This is a genomic window from Ruegeria sp. CDSA034, from assembly GCF_059612275.1.
On the sequence record NZ_JBXWQH010000002.1, the window covers coordinates 1 to 24,650 of the forward strand.

The following is a 24,650-nucleotide window of genomic DNA, read 5'->3' on the forward strand; positions in this document are numbered from 1 at the left end:
ATGTTGATCTGCTTTGCAGTATCGCGAAAACCAATTCGGGACAGTGACCATCGCCTGACTTTGCAATCAAAGCGACCTGCAACAGGCGCGAGATTTCGGCAGAGCAGCAGATTAGATCAAAAGCATATCCAGCTAGTTCCCAATAGCGGTTGCTCCAAAAGGTCTCGGCAAAGACTCGCAATGATCGTTCTTCGAATTTTGCAAAGTCCGCGCTCTGCGCATTTCTGTAATTCGGGCAACGCGCGGCATCGGCCAAAGTGGGCTCGATGCGGACCTTCGCTGCAGTACATCCGAACGACCACTCTGCGGACAAACCCGCCTTTTGCCCACGCAGCTATTGCTGACGCAGAAAGTCGTCGCTGCTGCGGGCCAAAAGTTCGGCAACGCAGCGGTTTTCACCGAACCAGTCCTTCACCCGCGTTGATCGCGCGGAATTTCGTACGGACCTATCGCAGCGTTCAGCTTCGACAATCGAGACGCGCAACAAATCCGCCTTTTACCCACGCAGCTTTCTCTCACACAGAAAACCTTTGCGCTTGCGCTTGTGATCATTCGGCGGGCGGCAGATTTCCCCGGGCCGGTCGTTTAATCAAGCGGACTTCGGCTAAATCCAAGCCAGTCTTTCGCCGCGATCTGGCCCCACAATCCAAGAGCAGATAACGCGGACCCTTGCCGAATGATCGGCAAAAGGTTCTTCACCACAAGTATGTGGGCTTTGCCGATTTCTCAAAACCAGTTTGGCAAGAATTGCTTCTCGCAGGTTACTCCTGGCCAAGGTCCAGTCGGCCTGCGTTGAGCCAATCTGACAATTCTGTTCGTTCACTTGGGTCAGGTGGCCCGGCGGGTGTCGGGGGGGCAACTGGCAACGGATTGTCTGACCCTATAACTTCTCGAACGGTTACTGACTCCGCCGAAATGTTCCAGACGAGCATATCTTGAGCCAAGGTAAGCGGCCCATCATAGGTCATTCGAATTGCCGCAATTGTATCGGGGGCGATGTCGAAATCGGCAAATGTATGATAGGCAATCGCGTGCCGAGGCTCGATAGCCGAAAATAGCTTGCCGCACGCATCCGGTGGTGTGTGAACTACCGTTGCAACCAAACGAGCACGTTCGGGATCGTAGTTCTTTATATCGATAAATTGTTGTACCGTGAGGTAACATTCATGGATGACGAGATCAGCCTCTTTGGCGTTTTCTACGAACCACTTGTTTGGGTTGGTGTCACCCGAATAGACAAACTTAAGCCCGTTCCATTCCACGCTGTATGACACGGAACCGTCAATGCCGTGTATCGCGGGCCAGGAGCGTATGACCACACCATCGTTCTCATAAACCACCTGCGTCTTCGAATAGTCGAACTCAGTTACCTTTAGATGGCCTCCCGCGGAGGGCATGTTTCCGCGACGTCCAGCCACGTCCCACGCTAGCATTTTTTGAAGCCCGTCCATTGCCGCCGCGGTTCCATACTCTGGTTCCAGTCCACTTGGCCCCCAGACCTGCAATGGCACAGTCCGGTTGGAAACCCATCCGCCGACAAAAAGCGCATCCAGGTCTCCGATATGATCTACGTGCAGGTGACTGATGAACACTTTGTCGAGATACGTGTACGGAATCTCCAAGGCTGCCAAATTGGCTAACGAACCAGTCCCGACATCGAATAGAAATTTATCGCCGTTCCCAAGTTCGACCAACCATGATGCAGACGCCTGGGAGTGTCGAAAATTAGGCGTTCCAGTACCCAACGAGACAACGCGCATCTCCGCTTCACCAAGTGGTTCAGTATTCGGATAATAGAATTTTCGCGCCTCCAGCGCGCGGTCAGAAGCCGCAGTTGAGCATATCGAAGCAAATGCCAAGCCTAGAGTTGATATCAGATTCAATCGCACACTTAGTCCCCCCCAAAATTTTTGATTTCGATAAGGATACTACGAAATACCATCAGCCCGAAATCGATAGCCATCGGACACGGAACGGACCCGCAGGAGCCCAGCGTGTGACACCAATGTGTACAAAATCAACGCTTCAATCAGATCGGAGACAAAAGCTGCAAAATTGATCGAAAATGGCGTTGTTCAACCCAATCAGTGGGAAACTATTTGTCCACCAAAACTCGCCAGTGCCGGTCAATTACACTCGGCCAGTTTTCTTGCAGTTTCAGATCGTTCGTTGTCTCGCCCATCAGAGTCATAACCATCATCCGGCCTCTGATCTCAGCGTCAGGGGGTGCAAAACCGAGCTCTTGGAATAGCCATGCAGAAAACTCAAATCGTCGTTTAATAGCACGCTTATAGAATTGTGCGGCATCGGCATCGGATTTTGCCCAGACCGCAATAGCTCCATCCGGCCTGGCAGCGTCTTCGCGGATAACCTGATGCATCAATATCCTTATCCGCTCTTCCGGTGGTCCCTGGAACTGAAGTGCGTCTTCGATGATATGACCAGTTAGAGCGTCTTCCCAAAATAGCAGAACCGAGTCGAGAAGATCCTTTAAGTTCCGAAAATGCCAGTAGAAACTTCCACTGGTCAGGCCAAGCCTGCGGGCAATTGCAACAACTTTTACACCTTCGATTCCCCGCTCCCTCAGAACGTCCAGTGTCGCAAGCAGCCAGTCTTCCCGTGACGCCTTTTCCCGTTTTTCAATTATCCTTGGCTCAGCTTCCATAGGCACCTCTATTGACATAGAGCAGTCTATGGATCTACCGTAGAGATGTCTACGGAGAATGGGGGGCTCACGAATTTGTGTGCTGAATGACTATTTCAGAATGGAGGGGGAACTATGAATAGCTTGCACAATTCCGCAACGGCTTTGGTTTTTGCAATGGTGATCGCGGTAGCTGGAACCGCCACAGCGCAGAATATGTTGCCCACGGGTCGAACAGCTGCCCCTATTGAAGATGGTGTTTATCCGGCATCCTATTTCCCCAATACTGAAATACTTGGCGAAGATGAGATGCGGATAACCGCGTTAGGGACAGGTATGCCAAACCAGACAAAGGCCGCCGTTTCAATTTCGTTTTATGTGGAATTGGGAAACGGTGATGTCTTTCTGTTCGACGTCGGTACCGGATCAACGGGTAACTTGTTCTCGCTGCGCCCGGATTTTTCGAAGATCGACAAAGTTTTCTTCAGCCACCTGCATGTTGATCATGTCGGGGACTTTATGGGGCTGCACGTTGGTGGATGGTTATCAGGTCGTTATACACCGCTTCACATCTATGGCCCCTCGGGATCAGAAGATGAACTTGGAACAAAAGCCTACGTCGAGGGTATGTCAAAAGCCTATGCGTGGGACCTTGCTACGCGAACGGGCGCGTTGCCGGATGAGGGCGCCAAGCTCGAAGTCACCGAGTTCGACTACATGCAGGAAAACGAGATCGTTTATCAAGACAACGGTGTCACCATTCGTTCCTGGCCTGCGATCCATAGTCTCGACGGTTCCGTCAGCTATTCCCTTGAGTGGAATGGGCTGAAATACGTTTTTGGCGGAGATACCTACCCGAACAAGTGGTATGTCGAATATGCCAAAGGAGCCGATCTTGCTTCCCACGAGGCTTTCCTGCCACCTGATGCGCTGGCACCGTATTTTGGGTGGGACATGACGCAAGCGACATATGTCGCCACGCGCGTCCATTCCGAGCCAGCGGCATTCGGAAAGGTCATGTCTGCCGTCGAACCGCGTATGGCTTTGGGATATCACTCCGTGCTTTCACCAGAAAACTACCAGGCGATTCTGGAGGGTGTGCGGTCGACCTACGATGGGCCACTCACGCTGGCACGTGATCTTCAGGTGATCAACGTAACCAAAGACCAGATCGTCGTACGCGAGGCGAGCGTGGATGACTATGCGTTGCCGCCCGCAGTAAGCGACGAATACATCAATGCACAGCGTTCAAAGGAAAAAGAACCGTCGGACAAGGTCCAAGCAGGTAAATGGGACGGTTACACGCCACCGCCTATGCCGGATAAAAACTGACGTAATGACATGTTTTGGAGCGGCTCGATAATGAGCTGCACCAAGACGGAAATGACACACTTTCTGTACTTAGTTTGACGCCGCGAAGGACGCTGGCCAAATTGTTGATCCAAATCCGATGCCTTCTGACGTTGTTCGCCGCTTTGGTGATAGGCAGCTCTGCAATAGGTGACGTCATTCCGTATAGCGGGGCGGAGGTCGCCAGAAATATCGCAGTCTTTCGGGTGGAAAACGACGGTGTTCGACTTGAGCTTGAAGTCTACTCCGAGGATTTTGAAGCTTTTGCGTCGTTTTTGCCCACCGAGGTATTGCAGGACCTCCACCCGACAGTGGCTACACATCAAGCTGCGTTTGTCCGCGAATCCGAAGGCATTTCGGTAAGCCGCGCCGACGGATCACCTTTGTGGTTCGAATTTGTGACTGCCGAGAACCGTGAGAGAATTGACCGCGCATCCCCCTTGGCCGGAAGAACCGATTCCGTTACCGGGCGCATAATTCCTGCTCCTCCTGAAGATTCGAAAGTTATCTACATCGAAGCTTTCTTCGGTTTTGACGGCGCGCGCCCCGAGACCCTGATCTTTCGCCCTCCGACAGCCAACGAGGATAAGCCCGCCACATCAATCGGTTTCATGGTTTTTGATCGCGCCGTCCCTGTCACCAAATTCAGTTACTTCGATAGTGACGCACGACTTGAGATTGACTGGTCCGACCCATGGTTCACCGCGTTTACCAATGTGAATCTCAATCGGTCAGCCCAAAGCGGCACAACGTCTTTTCTGTACGTGGCGCCACGCGAGGTTCGCCACGAGATCCTTATCCGGCTGCGGGAACTTGCGCCCTGGATAGACATGGACCTTGGCACGGGTTCCAAACTGAACCCATCTCAGCAGGAAACAATGCTCGACGCTGCGCTGAACGCATTCGAAACCCGTAATCCGGTCATTATCGCGGGGGAGCCGGTTCAGCCCACCTCTGTCAGGGGCGCATTTCTGACGCTGGGCGAAACAGGAGTTCAAGTCGTTGAGGGCTCTCCGACGCTTCTGACCGACACGGCATTTGCAGGTTTGATATTGTCCTACCCAATTTCGACTCTACCCGAAGTGGCGACTGTCACATGGGATATGTTCGATCAATCCATTCAGCATGTGCCTGTGACGTTGACAGATGTTGCCGGTCCTTTCCTGGATTGGGCTACCCCTGAAGATCCAGAGGTAAGTTGGATCAACCATTTGAAACGCTACGTCGACCCTGAAGTTACGCGGGTACAGGCGACAGGAGTTTTCTTTCTGCCGATTTGGACTGTACTGGCTGTCGCTGTTGCGCTTGGTGCAGGCGTGGGCGCGCTCTTGTCGCCCCTAAAAAGTCGGCGGATCGGGTTCGTCCTGCTGTCGGCTGGCAGTTTAGTTGCAGGGGTTGCCTTTCGGCACGAAATGCAAATTCCATTTCAAAATCCAATAGCCGGTCCATCCAGAGAACAGATGGCTTCTGAAACTTTTTCCCTACTTTTGGCGAACTCGTATGTGGCCGCGCTTGAGGTCTCACCAGAAGCACGTCGCAAAGCGCTAGAGCCAATTGTCAGGAACACGGCCCTCGCAGACGTCGCTGCTGAACTCGAAACAAACCTTGCCATTCGTGTGCCTGGCGGAAGTCGCGCGCAGATCGCCGAAGTGACCGATGTCGCAATCGTGGAAGGCGACATTAAGATAACCGGTGCTTTCGAAGGGGTTGCCAAGTGGATTGTAGACGCCCGAGCAGGTCACTGGGGCCATGATCATCGTCGTCGGGTGGAGTATCGGGCAAGGGTCGAGTTCCGTCCCGAAAGAGGCGTTTGGAAGCTTACGGGTATCACTGTAATGGAGGCGCGCGCACCGGATGTTTAACCGACTGAACAAGGTGTTGTTGATTTGGATAACGACCAGTTTGATCTTGGCTGCGGTCGCCAGCCAGGCGCATTTTCTGCTGAACCTCAATGTTCGTATTTTTCACGTAGAACACACAAGCGACGGTCTGCGCATCTATTTGCGAACGCCCATGCCTTATCTAGTGGCGGACAAAATCGGCAAAAAGGGTGCGGACGGCCTTCCTGAAGCGGCTCCTTTCACGACAAATGCGCTTGAGGATGGTCAGGTGGTTCATTTTGTCGACACCTCACAAATCGCTGAAAATCCTCTTGGTCTTGGGCACATCGCGAAAACCGGTACGATCATCGAAATCATGGGTACGCGCGTTCTTGGCGACGTTGAATCCGTGACCATCCACAAAGTAGGTGAAGAGCCGGGTTTTGCGACGCTGAGCGAAGCCCAGCAATCTGTGTCAGCGGGAACGACCACACTGGATGACCCGCCAGTTTATGTTGGTGACGTTATTGTGGATGTCACGCTCTGGTATGAATTGGGAAATGCACCGACCTCCTATGCCATCTCCAGTTCTTTGGACCCAGGCCTGCCTGATCAGGAGATGACCGCAAATCTCATTCTGGACTATGGATCCGGCGATCCGCTTGTTTTTCGAACTCGAGGCCTGATGGAAGAACCGGTGCAGGTTTCCAGGTCCCGGCTCTCAGGATTCGTAACTTTCGTATGGGAAGGTCTGCGGCACATCCTAGAAGGCCTTGACCACGTGCTATTTGTTATCTGCCTGGTAATTGGCGCCCCCGGATTAAGCGCCCTGTTGTGGCGAGTCACCGGCTTTACGGTCGGCCACAGCGTTACTCTGTCCCTCGGATTTTTCGGATATGTGCCGTCAGGAGCCTGGTTTGTGCCATTTGTCGAGACCGGGATTGCCTTGTCCATCGTCTACGCGGCCTTTCTGGCCGTTAGGCGGGATGAGCTAGAAAAGAACTCTAACAAAAAGGTTTTTGTCGTAACGGTACTTATGGGTCTTCTTCATGGCTTGGGCTTCAGTTTCGTTTTACATGAAATACTTCAGGTGACGTCGCCCAACATCTGGCAGAGCCTGCTGGCGTTTAATCTTGGCGTTGAAGTTGGTCAGCTTGCTATCGTTCTTGTGATCTGGCCATTGCTGCACCTCTTCGCGAGATTAGGTCCAACACCCGAAATGTCGTTGAGAGTTTCGATTGCAATCGGATGTGCAGCTATCGCAAGTTGGTGGACTTTCGAACGCGGAATAGATTTCCTATCTTTGATTGCGATTTAGAAGGGAATTCTGCTTCCAACCCTATGACAGCGTCCGGTTAGTCTCTTTGCCGATGCTGCCGCGATTTTGGGCACGGCTGGTTTCGGAAAGCGAACGGCACACAGCCGTTCGCCCAGTGCTTTTTATAAGTTTATTTTCTCGGCGATACTCAACACGTCTTCGAGTTCGACACCTAGGTAACGTACTGTACTATCGACCTTCGTATGACTGAGCAAAAGCTGAACCGCAGGTGAGTGAGCCAACCAAAAGGTCTGTTAAGTCCGTGATCTGTGAGCCGTGTTCTATCGTGTTGCTGTACTAAACCTGAACGGCCGCTTTTCCCGCAGCGGAGCGGTGCGAGAAATCAGGCGCCCTCTGAAAAATCCGTGCTGCGAGCGCACGCAGCGAAAAAATCGAATTCACTGGATGGGCTCAATGCGGTCGTTTGCTAAATTTTCCCGAGAGACCGCATTGCGGACAAAGCAGGCGTTTCCCTGCGTCCGATAAATGACCGCTCTCCACGTTATTTAGCTTCCAGCCTCGCAACGTCCTATGGAATTTTCCGGTCCTGGAACAGGCTCCGACAAATGCCGGTAAACCTGTCAGCCAGCAGGTTCTCCGGGGCTTCCATATGTGACGCGATGACAATTCGCATCGGGGGTATTGCATCCGAGAGTTTGATCGGGACAACCCGACCGCCGTCGTAGGTTTTGTTGTCGGCAGGTTTCATCGAGAGAAGCGAAACACCCAGCCCGTTTGCCACGTTACAGCGAACCGATTCAATCGACGACGATCGAAACGTGATCTTCGGTGCAATATCGAACTCGGCAAAAATGCTAAGAAAATAGTCCCGGCTTTGAGGCGCATCGAAAAGCACGAACTCCTCTCCGTCGATCTCACGAATAGACACGGACGCCCTTTTTGAAAGCCTGTGGTTTGGTGGGACGATCAGATAGAGGTCTGCCGTTGCAAGAGGACGTATGCGGAACAAGGTGTCATCAATGCCCAGATCATAAAGGATCGCTAGGTCGATTTCGTTTCGGCCCAGGGCTATGATCAGGTCTTCTTGCAGAAGTTCGTCGACATCCAAAACTACACCAGGCATATGTCTCGGGAAGACGCTGAGGATGTGCGACAGGTAGAACGGCGCAATCGACTGAAAGCAGCCTAGGCGTAATGTTCCCATTCTGTGAGCAGCAATATCTGCCACTGCGACGTCCATTTTGTCGGCGTAAACCAGCATTTGCTCAGCATATCGAAGGAACTCGACACCTTGTGCCGTCAGCTCCATTCCGCGCGCGTGCAAGCGTCGAAACAACACAAGTCCCGTTTGAGTTTCCAGTTTGGCGATAGCCTGGGCAACGGCGGGCTGCGAGATGCTAACGAGCTGCGCTGCCGAAGCGATCCCACCAGTCTGCGCCACTGCTTGGAAGTAACGGCATTGTTTGAGTGTTATTTCGGCCATGACGCTTGGATAACTTTTTCCACTTTAAAGGCAACAAAAAACAATTTTATTTGTTCTTTGTGCCTCTGTATCACGTCAACAACGCAACTTGACGGCAGGAGAGACCAATGGAGCTGAAAGACATTATCGACTTAAAAGCCTTTCCGATAGGCAATCCGGATTTCCGCGCAGCTTGTAAGAAAGAGTTTAACGAAACGGGTGTCTTCGTGATGCCGGGATTTGTTCAAAAGGGAGCGATTGATACAATCCGTGACGAGGGCATCGCCAGCAAAGACAAGGTCTTTAAGTCAACAAAGCAACACAACGTCTACCTGACCCCAAAAGACGAAAGGTTTGCTGACGACCATGCACGCAATCGCCTCGTTACCTCATCCAAAGGATGCATTACCGATGATTTGATGCCGCAGGGTTCACCGTTGCGCCAACTCTATGACGCCCCGGTTTTCCGGAGCTTCTTGTGCGATGTCCTTGGCGAAGACGCGATGCACCAATACGCAGATCCGCTATCTTCCATCAACCTGCATTTTGCTGAAAAGGGAGAGGAGCTTGGCTGGCATTTTGACAACTCGTCCTTTGCCATCACCTTGATGGTGCAAGCGCCTGAAAAGGGTGGGAAGTTCGAATACGTTAACGCCGTTCGCGATGCAGATTTAGGCGAAATGGGATTTGAGAAAGTTAATGAAATTTTGGACGGAAAGGCACCAGTGGAAATTGTCGAGGCCGATGCCGGTACACTGGTCTTCTTCCGGGGCCGCAACTCGATTCACCGGGTTGCACCTAATGAAGGTGATCTAACGCGCATTCTCGCAGTGCTTGCTTATAATGCCGAACCCGGTGTCGAACTTTCTGAAGCCGCCCGAATGACCTTTTATGGTCGATTGAGCTAAAAGTAGCTCACCGCGATCGCCTCGCCCCGCAATGTAGAAAATACGAGAGCGACCTGAAAGCTGACATTGCTGCCACGCGCAGCATCAAGTAGTTTGGACTTGAAACGGTCATTCGCCGCAGAACGCCCCTGGGTCTGCTTTGGGCTCGTCGAAACGGCAGGTGCGAATTCTCGACGCGGTTGTTGAGCCACCTTCCCGTCTGTTGTTTTTCGGGCCCGCCCATTTCTCTGAGCGCAGCTTTGTAGGAAGCGAAACGATCCGTCACGATCTCTCTACACAGCCATGGCGCTTCATCAATTTTTTGAGGAATTTCAATGCCGCTTGCTCGTTTCGGCGTTTGGTGACAACTGCTTCCAGCACCTCACCCTCATGATCGATTGCACGCCAGAGATAGTGGTGTTTGCCGTTCACCTTCACAAAAACCTCGTCCACATGCCACTTCCATTTTGAAAAGGCTCGAAGTTGTTGCACCCGCTTTCTTCGGATCTCAGCAGCAAACATCGGGCCGACCCTGTTCCATCAAAATCGAACAGTCTCGTGGCTCGCCTCAATTCCCCTTTCGTGCAGCAGGTCTTCCACGTTTCGAAGCGACAATGGGAACCGAACGTACAGCATGACTGCCAGAGGAATGACCTCTGGACTGGTCTTGAAGTATTTGAATGGCGATTGTTTGATCATGCGCGAAGGCTACGAAGGCACCCTGCCCGCCTCAACCCAAGTTCTTCTGACAACAACTATTTTCACACAAACCTGTTCACGTAGTTTTCCAGAATTTCCTGGCGACCGGACTTTGGTGCCGGGTTAATATCCTCATCTATGACCCGGTCGTATACTTGCTCCAGACTGCTTTCCAACATTGAGGCCGCCTTTGGAGTGTTCCAACCAGAATACCTATCCAAAAGAGCGGCATCCATGCCACCATCTTCAATCATTGCCGCGGCAGCTTTCAAACCGCGTGCACATATGTCCATTCCACCGATATGAGCTGCCACAAGATCGACGGCGTCAATCGATTGTCGGCGAATTTTGGCGTCGAAATTAGTGCCGCCGGTGGTAAAACCACCCGCCTTCAAGATGTAATAGTAAGCTAAGGCAACTTCCGGTGTATTGTTCGGGAACTGGTCTGTATCCCATCCAGACTGGTAGTCGTTGCGGTTCATATCAATCGAACCCAGCATCCCTTCGGCAGCCGCGACTGCAATTTCATGCTCAAAGCTATGCCCGGCAAGGATCGCATGGCCCTGCTCGAGATTCAGTTTCACTTCGTTCTCCAACCCGTACTTCCTGAGAAATCCGATGCAAGTAGCTGCGTCATAGTCGTATTGGTGCTTGGAAGGCTCCTGAGGTTTCGGTTCTACAAGAATGGTACCTTTGAACCCGATTTTGTGTTTGTACTCTACGACCATGTTTAAAAATCTGCCCATGTGGTCCAGTTCGGTTTTCAGATCCGTGTTCAGCAGGGTCTCATAGCCTTCACGTCCGCCCCAAAGAACATAGTTTTCGCCGCCAAGCTTGTGGGTCGCGTCGATACAGGATTTTACTGTCGCTGCGGCGTATGCAAAAACGTCAGGGTCTGGATTAGTACTGGCGCCAGACATCCAGCGACGATGGCTGAACATATTGGCCGTTCCCCAAAGAAGCTTGGTGCCTGAAACCTGCATCTTTTCACCAATGTAATCGGTGATCTCTTCCAAGGCATTGAGGTTTTTAGCAAAGTTGCCCTGCTCGGGACGGATGTCAGCGTCGTGCCAGCAAAAATAGGGTTGGCCCAAAAGTTCAAACATCTCGAAAGCGATATCGGCCTTCATGCGGGCCCGTCCCATGTCGTCCTGCGGATGCCATGGGCGCTCCAGGGTGGGTCCTCCAAAGGGATCCCCCCCTTCCCATGCAAAGGAATGCCACCAGGCCACTGCAAACCTCAGATGGTCTTCCATGCGTTTACCCAAAATCACTTCATCGGGGTTGTAATGCCGGAAGGCCATTGGGTTTTGACTATCCACGCCCTCATATTGGATCCGTTCGATCCCATTGAAAAATCCGCTTGCCATACCTGACCCTATTCTGCTTTTTGCGTTGGCTGTTTGCCGAGAATAATCATCGACAAAAGATCGTCATCAGTGACGTCTGCGATATCGACCGTGCCAACCAGTTTTCCGTTCTTCATGACCGAGGCGCGGTCGCACAGTTCCATGACGGCATGCACGTCGTGATCGATCAGGAATATCCCAATGCCTTGCGCCTTTAGCTGGTGGATCAAATCCGCCACCATCTGAGTTTCATGCGGCCCAAGCGCTGCTGTCGGCTCATCCATGATCAAAATACGTGCGTTGAAGTAGACAGCCCGAGCGATCGCCACTGATTGTCTTTGCCCCCCTGACAAGGCAGAAACCGGATCATTGAACTTCTGAAAGTTCGGGTTGAGCTGAGCCATTATCTTTCGGCATTCTGCCTCCATGGCTGCGTCGTTGACCAAACCAAAAGGCGTCGTCATCTCGCGCCCAAGGAACAGGTTCGATGTCGCGTCCAGATTGTCGGCCAAGGCGAGCGTCTGATATATCGTTTCGATGTTGTTCGCCCGGGCGTCACGGGGATTGCCAATCTCGACCGATTTGCCATCGATCAGTATCTCGCCGTGGTCCATCTGATAGGCACCGGACAATACCTTGATCAACGTGGACTTTCCGGCCCCGTTATGGCCAAGTAGACCAACGACTTCACCCGGATAGAGATCGACCGACACATGGTCGACGGCCTTGACCCCACCAAAGGAAATCGAGATGTCGCGCATCTCGACCAATGGCGGCGCGCCTGAACCGCCCCCTGTGCCGGAAGGTTTTTTCTGCACATCCTGTGCTTGCATCATTTTGCCCCCAGTCGTTTGCGATAGACGATGTCGATATAGACAGCCAACACGAGGACGCTGCCGACCACGATGTTCTGAAACGGCGCGTCAACGCCAACCATTGCCATGCCCGATTGCAGCGCCTGCATGATCAATGCACCAAGGATCGCGCCATAGATGGTACCGATGCCGCCCGACAATGCAGTTCCTCCGATCACTGCAGCGGCGATGACGCGCAGTTCGTCCAGCGTTCCAATGTCGTTTGAGTGGTTTGCAAGGCGCGCCGAGGCGACCACAGCAGAAACGGCGCACAGAAAGCCCATAAGCGCAAAAATCTTCACGGTCAGCAGCCGAGTATTGATGCCAGAAAGCTCTGCCGCATCAGGGTTTCCGCCGGTGGCAAAGATGTAGCGTCCAAACCGGGTTTTACGCGCCACGATTGTCAGCGAGACAGCCACGATAATCAGAATGAGGACAGAAATCGGTATGCCGTATCCTACAACCAGCCCCTCTGGCATTGTCTCGCCGCGCGCTTCGAACATACGTTGCAGACGGCGCGTAGGAATAGCGTAGCTGTTTACGATGTAAACGTACCCAAGGATAGCAAATGCGATTATCCCAGCCAGAGTGGCCTCGGCCCAAACAGGTTTCACAGGGAACCCATGTGACGCTTTTGCGCGGCGACCACTCCACAACGCCCAGATCGCGATCGCGGTAGCGAACAACCCAAACAGCCAGCTTGTCGACGTGCCCAGTGTTCCGTTGGTCCCGCCAAACATCAGGAATGTACTATCCAGAGGACCAATCGTCTGGCCGCTCGTCAAATACCACGCCACGTTTCTCCAAACCAGAAATCCACCAAGCGTGACGATGAACGCTGGTATCGTCAGATAACCAACCATCCAGCCATGAAACGCACCAATAAGCGTGCCGACAAATAGCCCGACGACAATGGTGATCGCCCATGTGGCCGGATTGTTCAAACCCATCCCAAGCACCTGCGGCAAAAGCTCGGTTTGCGTCATTGCCATCACTGCTGACGTTGTTGCAAGTAATGCTCCGACCGACAAATCGATGTACCGCGTGACGATTATGAACACCATCCCGCACGCCATAATGGCAACCGAAACCGTCTGGATAGACAGGTTGAACAGGTTTCGAGGCGTCAGGAACCGCCCATCTGTGAAGATGTTGAACCCGATGCACAGGATGACAAATGCGCCGATCATTCCCAAAAGCCGCATATCCAGTTCCAATTGATGGAACAGGCTGGGTTTCGCTTTTTCAGGTACCGGCTGAGACGAAGTTTCGGTCATTTCCGATCTTTCATATTCAGCAATGGTCCCCGGCCCAGACAGAGCCAGGGACTTTGAAGATTAGTTACAAGGAGCAGGTCCGTTTTCAACGCCTTGGCACAGATCTTCCAATGGGATCCATCCGGCGTCCACAACGACGGACAGGTTGTCCTTGGTGATCGGAACCGGCGCAAGGAAGACCGAATTCATCGCGGTGCCACCTGGTGATGTCCAGCTTGTTGCGCCTTCGACGTCAGCCGGGCTTGTTCCACCGCTCAGTGCGACAGCGATTTCGCCAGCGGCCTTTCCGAGTTCACGGGCATCCTTCCATACCGAAACTGTCTGAGTTCCCAGCGCAACACGGTTCAGCGCCGCGTGATCGCCGTCCTGACCAGACACTGGAATGCCTTCCATGCCCTGCGCAGTCAGGGCCGCAACTACGCCGCCTGCAGTACCGTCATTCGACGCAACGACTGCATCCACGTTGTTCTCATTCGCGGTCAGAATCTGCTCCATATTTCGCTGCGCGTTCGCGGGCAACCAGCCATCCGTATAGGCTTCACCAACAATTACAATGTCGCCGCTGTCGACGGCTGCTCCAATGATCTCTTGCTGACCACCGCGCAGGAAATCTGCGTTCGGATCAGTAGGAGAGCCTTTGATCATCACGTAGTTGCCTTTGGGCATGGCCTCAAAGACAGCTCGGGCCTGCATTCTGCCGACTTCCACATTGTCGAAGGTCAAATAGAACGCTCGGTCGTCCTCAATCAGGCGATCATAAGCAATGACTGGAATACCTTCGTCCGCCGCTGCCTGAACAGCCGGTCCAATGGCCTGCGCGTCCTGCGCGAGAATGATAAGCGCGTCCACACCTTGAGCGATCAGGCTTTCAATGTCCGATAACTGCTTTGCGGAAGACGATTGCGCGTCTGCCGAAATGTACTCGGCGCCGCCTGCTTCAAGCGCCGACTTAATTGCCGCCTCGTCCGTTTTCCAACGCTCTTCCTGAAAGTTCGACCAGCTTACGCCAACCACTGGCTCTGCGAATGCGGTCGAAGCCAACAAAGTGGCCACAGCCGTAAAGCTGAGAATTTTCTTCATGATTTCCTCCCATTTGCCGAGCCATCGCATTTCGATTCGCGGCTCTCACAAATTTGAATACCATATTTATTTCAGTCGGTAAAATATTTAGCCTACAAGACATCATTAAATTCACTTAAGTTGGGTCCAGAGTAAGATTCGCGAGGACAAGATGCTGAAAAGCAAAGCGTCTGTGGTTTCTTTGGACCAAAGAAACGCAACCCGCTTGCGGGTGTTGGAACAGATCAGAAGTAAGGGATCCGTTTCACGGATTGATATCGCGTCCGCCTTGGAAACCAGTCCTGCCACGATCACCTCAGCAACGGCTGATTTGATCTCGGCAGGGCTGATCAAAGAGATTGAAGGCGAAGCACAGTCAAAGTCGGGAAAAAGGGGGCGACCCAGAGTTTTGCTGCAATTGGACGGCCAGTCGTTCCTTGTCGCGGGCCTGAAGGTTGCACGCCAAATGATCTCGGTCATTCTCGTGGATTTTGAAGGGAACGAGGTGACGTCGCACAAGGCCCAGCTTGAAGACGCCCGAATGTCGCCGGCAAACCTTATATCGACTATCCGCTTGGCCCTTGAAGACACATGCCAACAGGTCGGTCTTTCAATCGAACACTTGGCTGGCATTTCAATCGGATTGGCTGGGCAGATTGATGCAGCTAGAAACTTTGTCCACTGGTCGTCTTCGGTGACCGAAAGAAACATTGATTTCAACCCTTTAATTGCGAAAGAGCTCCCCTGCCCTGCCTTCGTGGAAAACGACGCCAACCTCGTCGCAAAAGCCGAACAGCTTTTTGGGCTAGGCAAAGGGCTAAAGAACTTTCTTGTTGTCACGATCGAACATGGTGTTGGCCTCGGTATCGTTTTGGACGGTAGGCTCTACCGCGGGAAAAGAGGCTGTGGGGCTGAGTTTGGGCATATCAAAGTGCAACTCGACGGCGCTCTGTGCCAATGCGGTCAACGGGGGTGCTTGGAAGCCTATGTTGGGGACTACGCCTTGATCCGAGAAATGACTGTCACGGGTCACGCCGACGACATGCAAACGGTCTCGGACATCCACACTCGCGCCATTTCCGGTGATGACAGAGCCACCTCGGTGCTTGCGCGTGCGGGGCAGATGTTTGGTCTTGGAGTGTCCAATCTGATCAATCTGTTCGATCCCCAATGCATCATTGTGTCAGGTGCGCAAATGAGCTTTGAACACCTCTGCTCGGCCGAGGTTATGACGCGCATTCAAAATGGTGTTGTGAATGTCGACGCACCCTTGCCTGAAATCAAAGTGCATCACTGGGGCGATCTGATGTGGGCCAAAGGTGCGGCCGCGTATGGGATCGAACAGGTCTCGATCCTGAAGGTAAAGGGGCTTGCGGCGAATGCGTCCTGAATTTGCGGCATTACTCGTTCTTGCCACAGCTGCCGATGCCGATTCACAGCTTCAATTCAAAAGCATCGACGTGCCCGTTCATATTTACGATGGCGGCTGGGAGCACTTTGTTGGCGGCGGAGTAGCGGTTTTTGATTGTAACGCAGACACATTACCCGAATTGTTCGTCGCGGGCGGGTCCAATCGATCTCAGCTGTTCAAAAACACCTCTGAGGGCGAGGTTTCTTTTCTTATTGAGACACCGGATCAGCTGTCCTTAACCGGAGTAACCGGCGCCTACCCATTGGACGTTGACGGCGATGGTTTGATGGATCTGGCCATATTGCGTGTGGGCGATGATGTCCTGCTTCAAGGTCAGTCGGATTGTCAGTTCCGTCCCTTCGATAACATCAAGTTCCAAACCGTGGATCACTGGACCACTGGATTTTCGGCCACATGGGAAGACGACCAATCCTTGCCAACATTGGCATTTGGAACTTACGTGGATCGCTTCGACCCGGAAGGCCCGTTTGAATCTTGCGACCCAACCCTACTCTACCGCCCGAACGGGGGCAGCTATGGCAAACCCCAGCAACTAGAACCCAGCTTCTGCTCGCTTTCCATTCTGTTTTCCGACTGGGCACGATCCGGACGCGCAGACCTTCGTGTCAGCAATGACCGCCACTATTACGTGCGCAATGGGCAAGAACAGCTATGGGCGATGGAGCCTGAACCGCGATTATACTCGACCGAAGACGGATGGCTGCCCTATTCGATCTGGGGAATGGGTATTGCCTCTCGCGATCTGACCGGAGATGGCTTTCCCGAGGTCTATCTGACCTCGATGGGCGACCAGAAACTTCAGGTGTTTGACCCGGATACCAACGGCCCGACGTGGCGCGATGCAACTTACGAAAAAGGCACAACCGCACACAGACCGCATGTCGGTAACGACGGAAGGCCGTCGACCGGCTGGCACGCACAGTTTGGAGACGTCAACAATGACGGCCGAGACGACATCTTCGTGACCAAAGGCAATGTCGAGCAAATGCCGGATGCTGCACTGAACGATCCAAATAACCTGTTGGTTCAGCGCTCGGAAGGTCAGTTTATCGAAGCCTCGGCAGAGGCTGGTGTTGCTTCGATGGCGAAGTCTCGCGGTGCAGCGCTTGCAGATCTGAACAACGATGGGTGGCTCGATCTGGTGGTCGTAAACCGTGGATCAATACTTGAGGTCAGTCAAAATATCTCAACAGGCGGCAATTGGCTGTTGGTTGATGTTGCTCAGGACAAATCCAACCAGGCAGCGGTCGGTGGATTTGTCGAGGTTCAAACCGCGCAAGGTTTGCAAACCCGAGAAATAACCATTGGCGGCGGACATGCTGGTGGTGTGACTGGATATCAACATTTCGGTTTGGGGGACGAAACCCAAGTACAGCTTCGGGTAGTCTGGCCGGATGGAGAGGCCAGCACATGGCAGGACGTGGCACCGAACCAGATTGTTCAAATGCGTCGGTGACTATTGATCTACCGGCAGACCGCTTGGAACTTGGGCAGGCACACCCAGCCTCTGCGCCGGATCCTCAAGGCTTGCCAGAAAACTTAAAAGAGCGTCGACCTCGTGATCCGTAAGAGTAATTTTCGACAAGCTGTTGCTGTTGGCAATGGCATCCAGATGTTGCTGCTCCAGCAAGGGAGTTTCGTCTTCAGAGCCCGGGAAATCTGGCAACAAAGCCATCTCCACCTTGTAGTTTCGCAAGGATGTAACCGGGTCCAGATGGTGGCGCACGATATCTTCGAGTCGCGCAAATGCTCCGTTGTGCCCATACGGCGCGGTCAGCGTTACATTGCGTAGAGATGGCGTGCGAAATGTGAACGCATCTTCGGCACGACCTGTAACACGAAGTCGCCCATCATCGCGAACATGACTCTCAAACCGCGCGGCCTTTCCAGGCCCGATTTGCGGCAAACTGATCGAATGAAACTTGTGATCCGTCTGGAACCAGCCCGCGTGGCAACTGCTGCACCCCGCCTTGCCGAAAAACAGGTGCATGCCGAATTCGGCGTTTTTAGATAGTGCGTCTTCGCCTCGCATCGCGCGATCAAAGGGGCTGTTGTCGGCGCGCCATTCGAATGCGATGAAATCTGCGATCACGTTTGCAATGGCCGTGAATGAGATCTCACTACCCGGCGTAATGGCATCAAAGCGCTGCTTGTATTCTGGGATGGCGGCAACACGAGCCGCAATCAGGTCCCACGCTCCACCTTGTTGTGTCAATAGCCCCAATCGAACCGCTTCGCTGACGTCATTTTCGGAGTAATGACCGGCCATTTCGTCTGGTGAAAGCACCGGGAACATCGCCTGTGCCGCCAATGCCGATTGAAAACCGGACCGCATATGTGTCCCCAAAGGAGTTCTGATCCCGTTTGGTTGCGTTGGATCGGCTTCAAGACGCCCATCATGGAAAAACGTCGCGAACTCCGTCGCACCAAGATTCCAAAGCGCCGGTGAGTTTCGAGGGATACGTTGCTCCGGCGTATTCTGAGTATCCAGCGTGCGTTCAGTACCCAAGCCGATCCCGCCTTCCCCGATGCCGAGCGAAAGGCCGTCCGACGTGCCAAGCCTAGGGTGATGACAGGTCGCACAACTGATGTTCTTGTTGCCGGACAAAACCGGATCGTAGAAAAGCAACTGTCCCAATTCAACGCGGTGGAAATCAGGCTCAAGGAAAGTCGGAGGTGGTCCAAGTTCCTGAGCATTGGCGCTGGTGCCAGCAATCAAAAAGCTGATGATGGGAATGAATAGCCTAACTCCCATTGCCACCTTCCGTGATCTCGAGCGAGAGTTCATGCCGGTACGGTTTTTCGGGCGTGCAAATGACCGAGGGAAACGAAGGTATGTTGGGCGCGTTCGGGCATCCCGATGGCTCGATGCACGAACCAGATGAACCGCGTAGTGGCTTCGCCATATGGGCACCCGAATAAACCTGTGCTCCGGGTTGGTCAGCATAAGCGGCCAGAAAAAGAGCGGACGACGCGGTGAATTTCGTGACCGGATCTGTCGGGTCACGGGCTTGATCAAAGCAGAAATAGTGGTCGATCGGCATCGGAACATGCCCGATCGATCTAGGTGTAGAGAAATCCAATTCGCTGTCCTTGGTCGAACATAGCCCGCCGGACGGAACTCCTTGTTCGTCAATTTCTGAGTACCGCTCTGAGGCGAGTTCCAGCTCGTGTGCGTCAACACCCTTTGCGCTGCCCAAAGTATAGTAGTTGTGTTGTGTAAGATTGATCGGTTTAGGCCGGTCAGAATGATCTTGTAGTGTGTAGGTCAACCATGGGTTCCGTAGCGTGACACTGACCCCGAACCGGACGTTCCCTAGAAAGCTGCTTTCCCCGTCGCGTGAAAGGTAACGCAATACCACTTCGTTTGGTGCGGTCTGCTCAAGGTTCCAGAATTGTTTGGAAAGCCCCTCTGCTCCCCCATGTAGAGTGTTTTCACTTTCATTGGCGTTAAGTTCAAAACCAGCGCCTTGCAACTCGAACCGCGCGCCGCCGATCCGGTTCGCAACACGGCCAACGGTTGCGCCCATAAAGGTTTTATCGGCGAAGTATTTAATTAGGTCATTGAACCCCCAAAAAAGCCGCACGTCCTTGTACCACCAACCTTGAGTGAATGCCCCATTGTTCAGCACCGAGGCTCGCATGTCCCCATCAGTCAGCATAACCGTTTCGAACCGAGAAGGTTTTCCAACTTCAGCCATCATCCACCCGCCAAGGGCGCCAGCGCCTTATAGTACTGCCGATATTGTCCGAATTCCCTTTCATAGGGTTCGACCAGATCCTTGCGTGGGTCGATGCTTTCCTGAATTTTAGGCGGCTTCATAATGTCGCCGGGCTTTGCATTGTTAGCGGCACAGATCGCAAGTCGTGCAGCGCCCATGGCCGCGCCGAATTCGCTGCCTTTTGGAACATCCAAAGGCACTTGCAATACCGTAGCAAGTGTTTCCAACCAAAACCTGGATCTTGCACCTCCTCCAACAGCCATCAAGTTGGTCGGCGAGGTCCCTGTGCTTTTCAAGGCTTCGAGACAGTCACGCATTGCAAAGGCAACGCCCTCCATCACAGATTGGGTCAGATCGGCGGGGCCCGATGCGACGTCGACACCCAAGAATGCTGCTCGAATGCGACTGTCGTTATGCGGCGTTCGCTCGCCTGAAAGATACGGCAGGAACGTAATCGAAGAAGGTCTGGCAATGCTATCAGGTACCATCGACGCCAGTTTTTCCACAGGTTGGCCGAGATTGCTTGAAAGCCAATTCATACTGTTTGTTGCCGAGAGTATGACCCCCATTTGTATCCACATTTCGGGAACAGCATGGCAAAAGCAGTGCACTGCAGTTTCAGGCGCCGGGCCATATGCATCCCGAGCAACAAGAAGAACTCCGGACGTTCCCAACGACACGAAACCCGCACCGTCCTTTACGCTCCCGATACCGCAAGCCGCCGCTGCGTTGTCGCCTGCGCCACCCGCCACGACAACAGGACCAGAAAGGCCCCATGCATGCCGCAGCTCGGTTTTCAGTTCACCAGCCGGCTCATTCCCTTCGACAAGACGCGGCATCTGTGCGGCCTGCATGTGACCCAAACCCAGCGCCGTTTCAGACCACTGCCGTTTGTCAACATCCAACCAGGATGTTCCGGCACTGTCTGACATGTCCGAGATGTATTCACCTGTCAGCCAAAACCGAAGATAGTCTTTCGGCAATAAAACTTTGGCTGTTTTTGAGAAAACCTCGGGCTCGTGCGACCGCACCCATTCCAGTTTCGGCGCTGTGAAACCCGGGAAAACAATGTTCCCGGAAATGGTCCGCATCTGTGGAGACTGATCGAGTGTTTTTGCCTCGTTTGCAGATCGTGTGTCATTCCATAGAATGCAGGGCCTTAGAGTTTCACCTTCGGCATCCAACAAGGTGGCACCATGCATGTGCCCGCTCAGACCAATTCCGCGCAGTTTTGCGAATGCCGATGCGTTGTCTGACCGGAGCTTCGCAATAACCTTTGTGCACGCGTTAATCCAATCTGACGGATTCTGCTCGGACCAACCGGGTTTTGGCGTCGATGTGGAAATGCCAGCTTCTGCGTCGCTGACGACGAGACCGGCGTCATCAATCAGAATTCCTCTGAGACCCGACGTTCCCAAATCCAATCCAAGATACATTCGGCGTCACCCTTTGATGTTTTATTTTAATTGGTAAAATTAATTATGGATGACGCCCTGTCAAGGCGAGTATCGCGCTACTCCAACTTTACCCAAGCTGCATTTCTTGCAGAGCTTTGCACACAAGCTGCGACGAACCTGACACCATTCAACCCATCCTGAACGGTGGGATAGATCACCGACGGATCAGGCGAATTCCCACTTCGAAACGCTATAATGGCATCCGCAGCTTCACTATAGATGTTTGCAAACCCCTCCAGATACCCTTCCGGATGACCCGGAGGCACCCTGCTCAGCCGATTGGCGGCATCCCCGGCTCCGGCCCCATTTCGGGTGATCAGACGTTTTGGTTCGCCATAAGGCGTAAACCAAAGATAGTTCGGGTCTTCCTGCGCCCATTCAAGCCCACCCTTTTCACCATATACGCGCAATCGCAGGGCGTTTTCGTTTCCAGGGGCAACTTGGGACGACCACAGCATCCCGCGCGCGCCGCCTTCGAACCGCAACAGGACATGCGCATTGTCATCGACTTTGCGTCCTGGCACGAAGGCCTGCAAGTCAGCTGCAAGGCTCTCCGGTTTCAGACCTGTCACAAAGCAGGCGATGTTATAAGCATGGGTTCCGATGTCACCGGTCGACCCCCCTGTGCCGGAACGCTCAGGATCGGTTCGCCATTCGGCCTGTTTGAAGTCCTGCTGCTCGGTCAACCAATCCTGCGGATATTCAACCTGAACCACGCGGATTTTGCCGATCTCCCCATTGGCGACCATCTCACGCGCCTGACGGACCATGGGGTAGCCGGTATAATTGTGGGTCAGAATGAACAGCGCACCGGAACTTTCTGCCGCGTTGACCAGCTTCTTGGCATCCACAAGGGTCGAGGTGAGGGGTTTATCGCAAATCACATGAATGCCGCGCTTCAGGAACTCGCGCGCGGCGGCGTAGTGAACGTGATTGGGCGTGACGATCGAGACTGCCTCTATCCCCGATTTCAAACGCGCCTCTCTGATCGCCATCTGCTTGAAATCGTCGTAGACCCGGTCGAGTCCCAACACCGCACCGCTTTCCCTGGATTTCTCCGGCGTTGAAGACAAAGCACCTGCGACCAACTCGAACTTGTCGTCCAAGCGAGCGGCAATTCGATGCACACCGCCTATGAACGCATCATTGCCGCCGCCAACCATGCCAAGGCGAATGCGGCCAGATGTTTCTTCATTGCGTCCAGTTACCATCAGTCTATCCCCAGCATTTTCCGATTGGCCGCCTCGTCTGTGCCACCATCCGCAAAGTCGTCAAAGGCTTTCTCGGTCACGCGGATAACGTGATCGGACACGAACTGCGCGCCTTCACGCGCCCCGTCCTCAGGGTGTTTCAGACAACACTCCCATTCTACCACAGCCCAGCCGTCAAAGTCGTTCGCCGCCATTTTGGAGAACACAGCCCCGAAGTCGACCTGACCATCGCCAAGCGACCGGAACCTTCCTGCCCGATCAACCCAGCCTTGATAACCGGAATAGACGCCCTGCCGACCGGTCGGGTTGAACTCGGCGTCTTTGACATGAAACATCCGGATCCGGTCTTTGTAGATGTCGATATTGTCCAGATAATCGAGACATTGCAGTACATAATGTGACGGGTCGTACAACATACATGCCCGAGCATGGTTGCTTGTCCGTTCGAGGAACATCTCAAAGGTCACACCGTCATGCAGGTCTTCGCCCGGATGGATTTCATAGCACACATCGACGCCGCAGTCTTCCGCGTGATCCAGAATTGGCATCCAACGGCTGGCCAGTTCATCAAACGCCGTTTCGATCAGACCTGCAGGACGTTGCGGCCAAGGGTAGACATAGGGCCAGGCCAGTGCGCCAGAGAATGTCGCGTGCGCTGATATCCCCAAATTCTTGGAGGCTGACAGCGCCTTCTTGACCTGATCCACAGCCCATTCCTGCCGGGCTTTCGGGTTCCCTCTAACGCTTTCGGCGGCGAAGCCGTCGAAAGCTGTGTCGTAGGCGGGGTGCACGGCTACAAGTTGGCCCTGAAGATGCGTGGACAACTCGGTGACGTCTACGCCGTTTTCTTTAGCCTTACCCTTGAACTCGTCACAGTAGTCCGTGCTTGAGGCGGCGGTTTCAAGATCAAACAACCGGCTATCCCAACTGGGCACCTGAACGCCTTTATAGCCGCAATCCGCCGCCCATTTGGTGATGGCGTCCCACGAATTGAAGGGCGCTTCATCTCCGGCAAACTGTGCCAGAAACAACGCCGGGCCTTTTATCGTTTTCATAATGTCTCCTCCCCAAAAACCGATGCCTCTATGGCGGCAAATTTTCCTTCAGATAGATATCGATACGAATGCGCTCTTGCGCTTTGTTGAACGGAACCTTGTCAGATGTTGCGCGCAGTAGACGAACCGCAGATCGGACCAAGTGGCCTGAATCCTGTGAGATCAACGCATCAAAAGTCCCGCGAGTCAGCGCTTCGCGGCTCAGCGGCGTAAGCTCGTGAGCAATAATCACCAGATCTTTGCTGATATTGCCGTCGGACAGAAACTGGATCAGTCCGGCGTTGCCAGCAGCGGAAGAGTAGATCCCGACGAGATCCGGGTAGGTCTCAAAAATCTCGGGCATCATCTTGTAGATTAGCTCAGGGTCATCGCGACCTTCGACCGACGCCACTACTTCGAGATGCGGAAAATCCTCGGCGATAACCAGATCAAATCCCTGACGCCGTTCCAAATGATCTCGCGCCAGGCGCGAACCTGTCAGCACCAGCACTTTTCCCTTGCGATGCACAAAGCGCCCCATCAGTTGAGCTGCCGTACGACCTGCCGAAACATTGTCAATTCCAATGAAATGGTCCCTGTCCGAGCTAGGCAGGTCAGACACCAAAGCCACCACCGGAACGCCTTTGTCCCGGGCTCTTTTCACGGCATCCCGGACCGAAGGCGTTTCGGGTCCGAAAACGGCGACGCCATCAATATCGCGACTGTCCAGCGCATCCAGAATCTCGACAATTTCCTGAGGATCAAACGGAGCCACCCGTTGAATTTTCATACGCGTCCGCTCAATTAACTGGTCGCGTGACTGTTCAACGATCTGCTTGCTGAGCGCTTCGACAAACTCGTTGTCGGTATCGGGCAGCACGAACAAGAAGTTATAGATACGCTGTCGCGCAAGGTTAGCTGCAGCGGTGTCGCGGACATAGCCAAGCTCATTGATTGCCTGTTGAACCTTTTCTACGGTCACGGCCCGAACGCCTGGTCGCCTGTTCAGGACTCGATCAACGGTTGCTAAGCTAACACCCGCAACGCGCGCGATGTCATTCACAGTTGGCTTATTCACCAATATTAGTTTGTGTTTTTGGTCTTCCACAAGTCG

General features: G+C 53.4%; 19 protein-coding genes and 2 pseudogenes. 6 read left to right on the top strand and 15 right to left on the bottom strand.

Going from position 1 to position 24,650, the window contains the following annotated elements; genetic code table 11:
* Positions 1-761 precede the first annotated feature (761 nt).
* Together gntH (AC2FLJ_RS03905) and AC2FLJ_RS03910 are read right to left on the bottom strand one after the other, a co-directional pair.
* Positions 762-1,889 carry a guanitoxin biosynthesis MBL fold metallo-hydrolase GntH gene (gene gntH / locus AC2FLJ_RS03905; protein WP_496704499.1) on the bottom strand — a complete coding sequence of 376 codons (1,128 nt, stop codon included), beginning with the start codon at positions 1,887-1,889 and terminating at the stop codon, positions 762-764.
* Between the two features lie 206 nt (positions 1,890-2,095).
* Positions 2,096-2,665 carry a TetR/AcrR family transcriptional regulator gene (locus tag AC2FLJ_RS03910; RefSeq protein WP_496704500.1) on the bottom strand — a complete coding sequence of 190 codons (570 nt, stop codon included), beginning with the start codon at positions 2,663-2,665 and terminating at the stop codon, positions 2,096-2,098.
* A 114-nt stretch (positions 2,666-2,779) separates the two neighbouring features.
* Here AC2FLJ_RS03910 and gntH (AC2FLJ_RS03915) point away from each other — a divergent pair, with 114 nt between their 5' ends.
* From gntH (AC2FLJ_RS03915) to AC2FLJ_RS03925, 3 genes are all read left to right on the top strand, one after another.
* On the top strand, positions 2,780-3,976 hold the full coding sequence (gntH, locus tag AC2FLJ_RS03915) for a guanitoxin biosynthesis MBL fold metallo-hydrolase GntH (protein WP_496704501.1): 1,197 nt from the start codon (positions 2,780-2,782) through the stop codon (positions 3,974-3,976).
* Between the two features lie 104 nt (positions 3,977-4,080).
* A complete protein-coding gene (locus AC2FLJ_RS03920) occupies positions 4,081-5,856 on the top strand; it encodes a hypothetical protein (protein ID WP_496704502.1) in 1,776 nt (591 codons plus the stop codon).
* Complete coding sequence (locus AC2FLJ_RS03925) at positions 5,849-7,132, top strand: HupE/UreJ family protein (protein ID WP_496704503.1); 1,284 nt, start codon at positions 5,849-5,851, stop codon at positions 7,130-7,132. Before AC2FLJ_RS03920 ends, AC2FLJ_RS03925 begins: the two co-directional genes overlap by 8 nt.
* Before the next feature lie 122 nt (positions 7,133-7,254).
* Here the strand turns inward: AC2FLJ_RS03925 and AC2FLJ_RS03930 are convergent.
* Both AC2FLJ_RS03930 and AC2FLJ_RS03935 read right to left on the bottom strand, forming a co-directional pair.
* Positions 7,255-7,359: pseudogene (locus AC2FLJ_RS03930) on the bottom strand (integrase); the annotation flags it as partial.
* 302 nt (positions 7,360-7,661) lie between these two features.
* Positions 7,662-8,576 carry a LysR family transcriptional regulator gene (locus AC2FLJ_RS03935; protein WP_496704504.1) on the bottom strand — a complete coding sequence of 305 codons (915 nt, stop codon included), beginning with the start codon at positions 8,574-8,576 and terminating at the stop codon, positions 7,662-7,664.
* A 107-nt stretch (positions 8,577-8,683) separates the two neighbouring features.
* Between AC2FLJ_RS03935 and AC2FLJ_RS03940 the strand changes: the two genes are divergently transcribed.
* Positions 8,684-9,463: a HalD/BesD family halogenase gene (locus tag AC2FLJ_RS03940; protein ID WP_496700110.1), complete on the top strand. Its 780-nt coding sequence runs from the start codon at positions 8,684-8,686 to the stop codon at positions 9,461-9,463.
* A gap of 7 nt (positions 9,464-9,470) precedes the next feature.
* On the opposite strand, the pseudogene AC2FLJ_RS03945 reads toward AC2FLJ_RS03940, so the two are convergent.
* The 5 genes and pseudogenes from AC2FLJ_RS03945 to xylF all read right to left on the bottom strand — a co-directional run bounded on the left by AC2FLJ_RS03945 (position 9,471) and on the right by xylF (position 14,701).
* Positions 9,471-10,141, bottom strand: a pseudogene (locus tag AC2FLJ_RS03945) (IS6 family transposase).
* A gap of 62 nt (positions 10,142-10,203) precedes the next feature.
* Positions 10,204-11,511, bottom strand: a complete 1,308-nt coding sequence (gene xylA, locus AC2FLJ_RS03950) for a xylose isomerase (protein WP_496700108.1) — start codon at positions 11,509-11,511, stop codon at positions 10,204-10,206.
* Between the two features lie 8 nt (positions 11,512-11,519).
* Positions 11,520-12,323, bottom strand: a complete 804-nt coding sequence (locus tag AC2FLJ_RS03955; protein ID WP_496700106.1) for an ATP-binding cassette domain-containing protein — start codon at positions 12,321-12,323, stop codon at positions 11,520-11,522.
* Complete coding sequence (locus AC2FLJ_RS03960) at positions 12,323-13,621, bottom strand: sugar ABC transporter permease (RefSeq protein WP_496700104.1); 1,299 nt, start codon at positions 13,619-13,621, stop codon at positions 12,323-12,325. Before AC2FLJ_RS03960 ends, AC2FLJ_RS03955 begins: the two co-directional genes overlap by 1 nt.
* Positions 13,622-13,681: 60 nt before the next feature.
* Positions 13,682-14,701, bottom strand: coding sequence for a D-xylose ABC transporter substrate-binding protein (gene xylF, locus AC2FLJ_RS03965; protein ID WP_496700102.1), 1,020 nt, complete (start codon positions 14,699-14,701; stop codon positions 13,682-13,684).
* 151 nt (positions 14,702-14,852) lie between these two features.
* Here xylF and AC2FLJ_RS03970 point away from each other — a divergent pair, with 151 nt between their 5' ends.
* Both AC2FLJ_RS03970 and AC2FLJ_RS03975 read left to right on the top strand, forming a co-directional pair.
* On the top strand, positions 14,853-16,070 hold the full coding sequence (locus AC2FLJ_RS03970) for an ROK family protein (RefSeq protein WP_496704505.1): 1,218 nt from the start codon (positions 14,853-14,855) through the stop codon (positions 16,068-16,070).
* Positions 16,060-17,568, top strand: a complete 1,509-nt coding sequence (locus AC2FLJ_RS03975; RefSeq protein ID WP_496704506.1) for a CRTAC1 family protein — start codon at positions 16,060-16,062, stop codon at positions 17,566-17,568. The genes AC2FLJ_RS03970 and AC2FLJ_RS03975 overlap by 11 nt, the downstream gene beginning before the upstream one ends.
* Here AC2FLJ_RS03975 and AC2FLJ_RS03980 read toward each other — a convergent pair whose 3' ends face one another.
* The 6 genes from AC2FLJ_RS03980 to AC2FLJ_RS04005 all read right to left on the bottom strand — a co-directional run bounded on the left by AC2FLJ_RS03980 (position 17,569) and on the right by AC2FLJ_RS04005 (position 24,644).
* Positions 17,569-18,867, bottom strand: coding sequence for a cytochrome-c peroxidase (locus AC2FLJ_RS03980; protein WP_496704507.1), 1,299 nt, complete (start codon positions 18,865-18,867; stop codon positions 17,569-17,571).
* Positions 18,857-19,813, bottom strand: coding sequence for an aldose epimerase family protein (locus tag AC2FLJ_RS03985; RefSeq protein ID WP_496704508.1), 957 nt, complete (start codon positions 19,811-19,813; stop codon positions 18,857-18,859). Before AC2FLJ_RS03985 ends, AC2FLJ_RS03980 begins: the two co-directional genes overlap by 11 nt.
* Positions 19,813-21,270, bottom strand: coding sequence for a xylulokinase (gene xylB, locus AC2FLJ_RS03990; RefSeq protein ID WP_496700088.1), 1,458 nt, complete (start codon positions 21,268-21,270; stop codon positions 19,813-19,815). The genes AC2FLJ_RS03985 and xylB overlap by 1 nt, the downstream gene beginning before the upstream one ends.
* Positions 21,271-21,347: 77 nt before the next feature.
* On the bottom strand, positions 21,348-22,502 hold the full coding sequence (locus AC2FLJ_RS03995) for a Gfo/Idh/MocA family protein (protein ID WP_496700086.1): 1,155 nt from the start codon (positions 22,500-22,502) through the stop codon (positions 21,348-21,350).
* A complete protein-coding gene (locus AC2FLJ_RS04000; protein ID WP_496700085.1) occupies positions 22,502-23,557 on the bottom strand; it encodes a sugar phosphate isomerase/epimerase family protein in 1,056 nt (351 codons plus the stop codon). The genes AC2FLJ_RS03995 and AC2FLJ_RS04000 overlap by 1 nt, the downstream gene beginning before the upstream one ends.
* 28 nt (positions 23,558-23,585) lie before the next feature.
* Positions 23,586-24,644, bottom strand: a complete 1,059-nt coding sequence (locus AC2FLJ_RS04005; protein ID WP_496704509.1) for a LacI family DNA-binding transcriptional regulator — start codon at positions 24,642-24,644, stop codon at positions 23,586-23,588.
* Positions 24,645-24,650: the final 6 nt, after the last annotated feature.

What these genes read in the sequence shown, in the direction of transcription:
- AC2FLJ_RS03955 (WP_496700106.1), bottom strand. Translation starts at nt 12,323, where the DNA reads ATGCAAGCACAGGATGTGCAGAAAAAACCTTCCGGCACAGGGGGCGGT.
- AC2FLJ_RS03925 (WP_496704503.1), top strand. Translation starts at nt 5,849, where the DNA reads ATGTTTAACCGACTGAACAAGGTGTTGTTGATTTGGATAACGACCAGT.
- AC2FLJ_RS03910 (WP_496704500.1), bottom strand. Translation starts at nt 2,665, where the DNA reads ATGGAAGCTGAGCCAAGGATAATTGAAAAACGGGAAAAGGCGTCACGG.
- xylB (WP_496700088.1), bottom strand. Translation starts at nt 21,270, where the DNA reads ATGTATCTTGGATTGGATTTGGGAACGTCGGGTCTCAGAGGAATTCTG.
- AC2FLJ_RS03985 (WP_496704508.1), bottom strand. Translation starts at nt 19,813, where the DNA reads ATGGCTGAAGTTGGAAAACCTTCTCGGTTCGAAACGGTTATGCTGACT.
- AC2FLJ_RS04000 (WP_496700085.1), bottom strand. Translation starts at nt 23,557, where the DNA reads ATGAAAACGATAAAAGGCCCGGCGTTGTTTCTGGCACAGTTTGCCGGA.
- xylA (WP_496700108.1), bottom strand. Translation starts at nt 11,511, where the DNA reads ATGGCAAGCGGATTTTTCAATGGGATCGAACGGATCCAATATGAGGGC.
- gntH (WP_496704501.1), top strand. Translation starts at nt 2,780, where the DNA reads ATGAATAGCTTGCACAATTCCGCAACGGCTTTGGTTTTTGCAATGGTG.
- AC2FLJ_RS03940 (WP_496700110.1), top strand. Translation starts at nt 8,684, where the DNA reads ATGGAGCTGAAAGACATTATCGACTTAAAAGCCTTTCCGATAGGCAAT.
- AC2FLJ_RS03975 (WP_496704506.1), top strand. Translation starts at nt 16,060, where the DNA reads ATGCGTCCTGAATTTGCGGCATTACTCGTTCTTGCCACAGCTGCCGAT.
- AC2FLJ_RS03995 (WP_496700086.1), bottom strand. Translation starts at nt 22,502, where the DNA reads ATGGTAACTGGACGCAATGAAGAAACATCTGGCCGCATTCGCCTTGGC.
- AC2FLJ_RS03935 (WP_496704504.1), bottom strand. Translation starts at nt 8,576, where the DNA reads ATGGCCGAAATAACACTCAAACAATGCCGTTACTTCCAAGCAGTGGCG.
- AC2FLJ_RS03970 (WP_496704505.1), top strand. Translation starts at nt 14,853, where the DNA reads ATGCTGAAAAGCAAAGCGTCTGTGGTTTCTTTGGACCAAAGAAACGCA.
- xylF (WP_496700102.1), bottom strand. Translation starts at nt 14,701, where the DNA reads ATGAAGAAAATTCTCAGCTTTACGGCTGTGGCCACTTTGTTGGCTTCG.
- AC2FLJ_RS03960 (WP_496700104.1), bottom strand. Translation starts at nt 13,621, where the DNA reads ATGACCGAAACTTCGTCTCAGCCGGTACCTGAAAAAGCGAAACCCAGC.
- AC2FLJ_RS03980 (WP_496704507.1), bottom strand. Translation starts at nt 18,867, where the DNA reads ATGGGAGTTAGGCTATTCATTCCCATCATCAGCTTTTTGATTGCTGGC.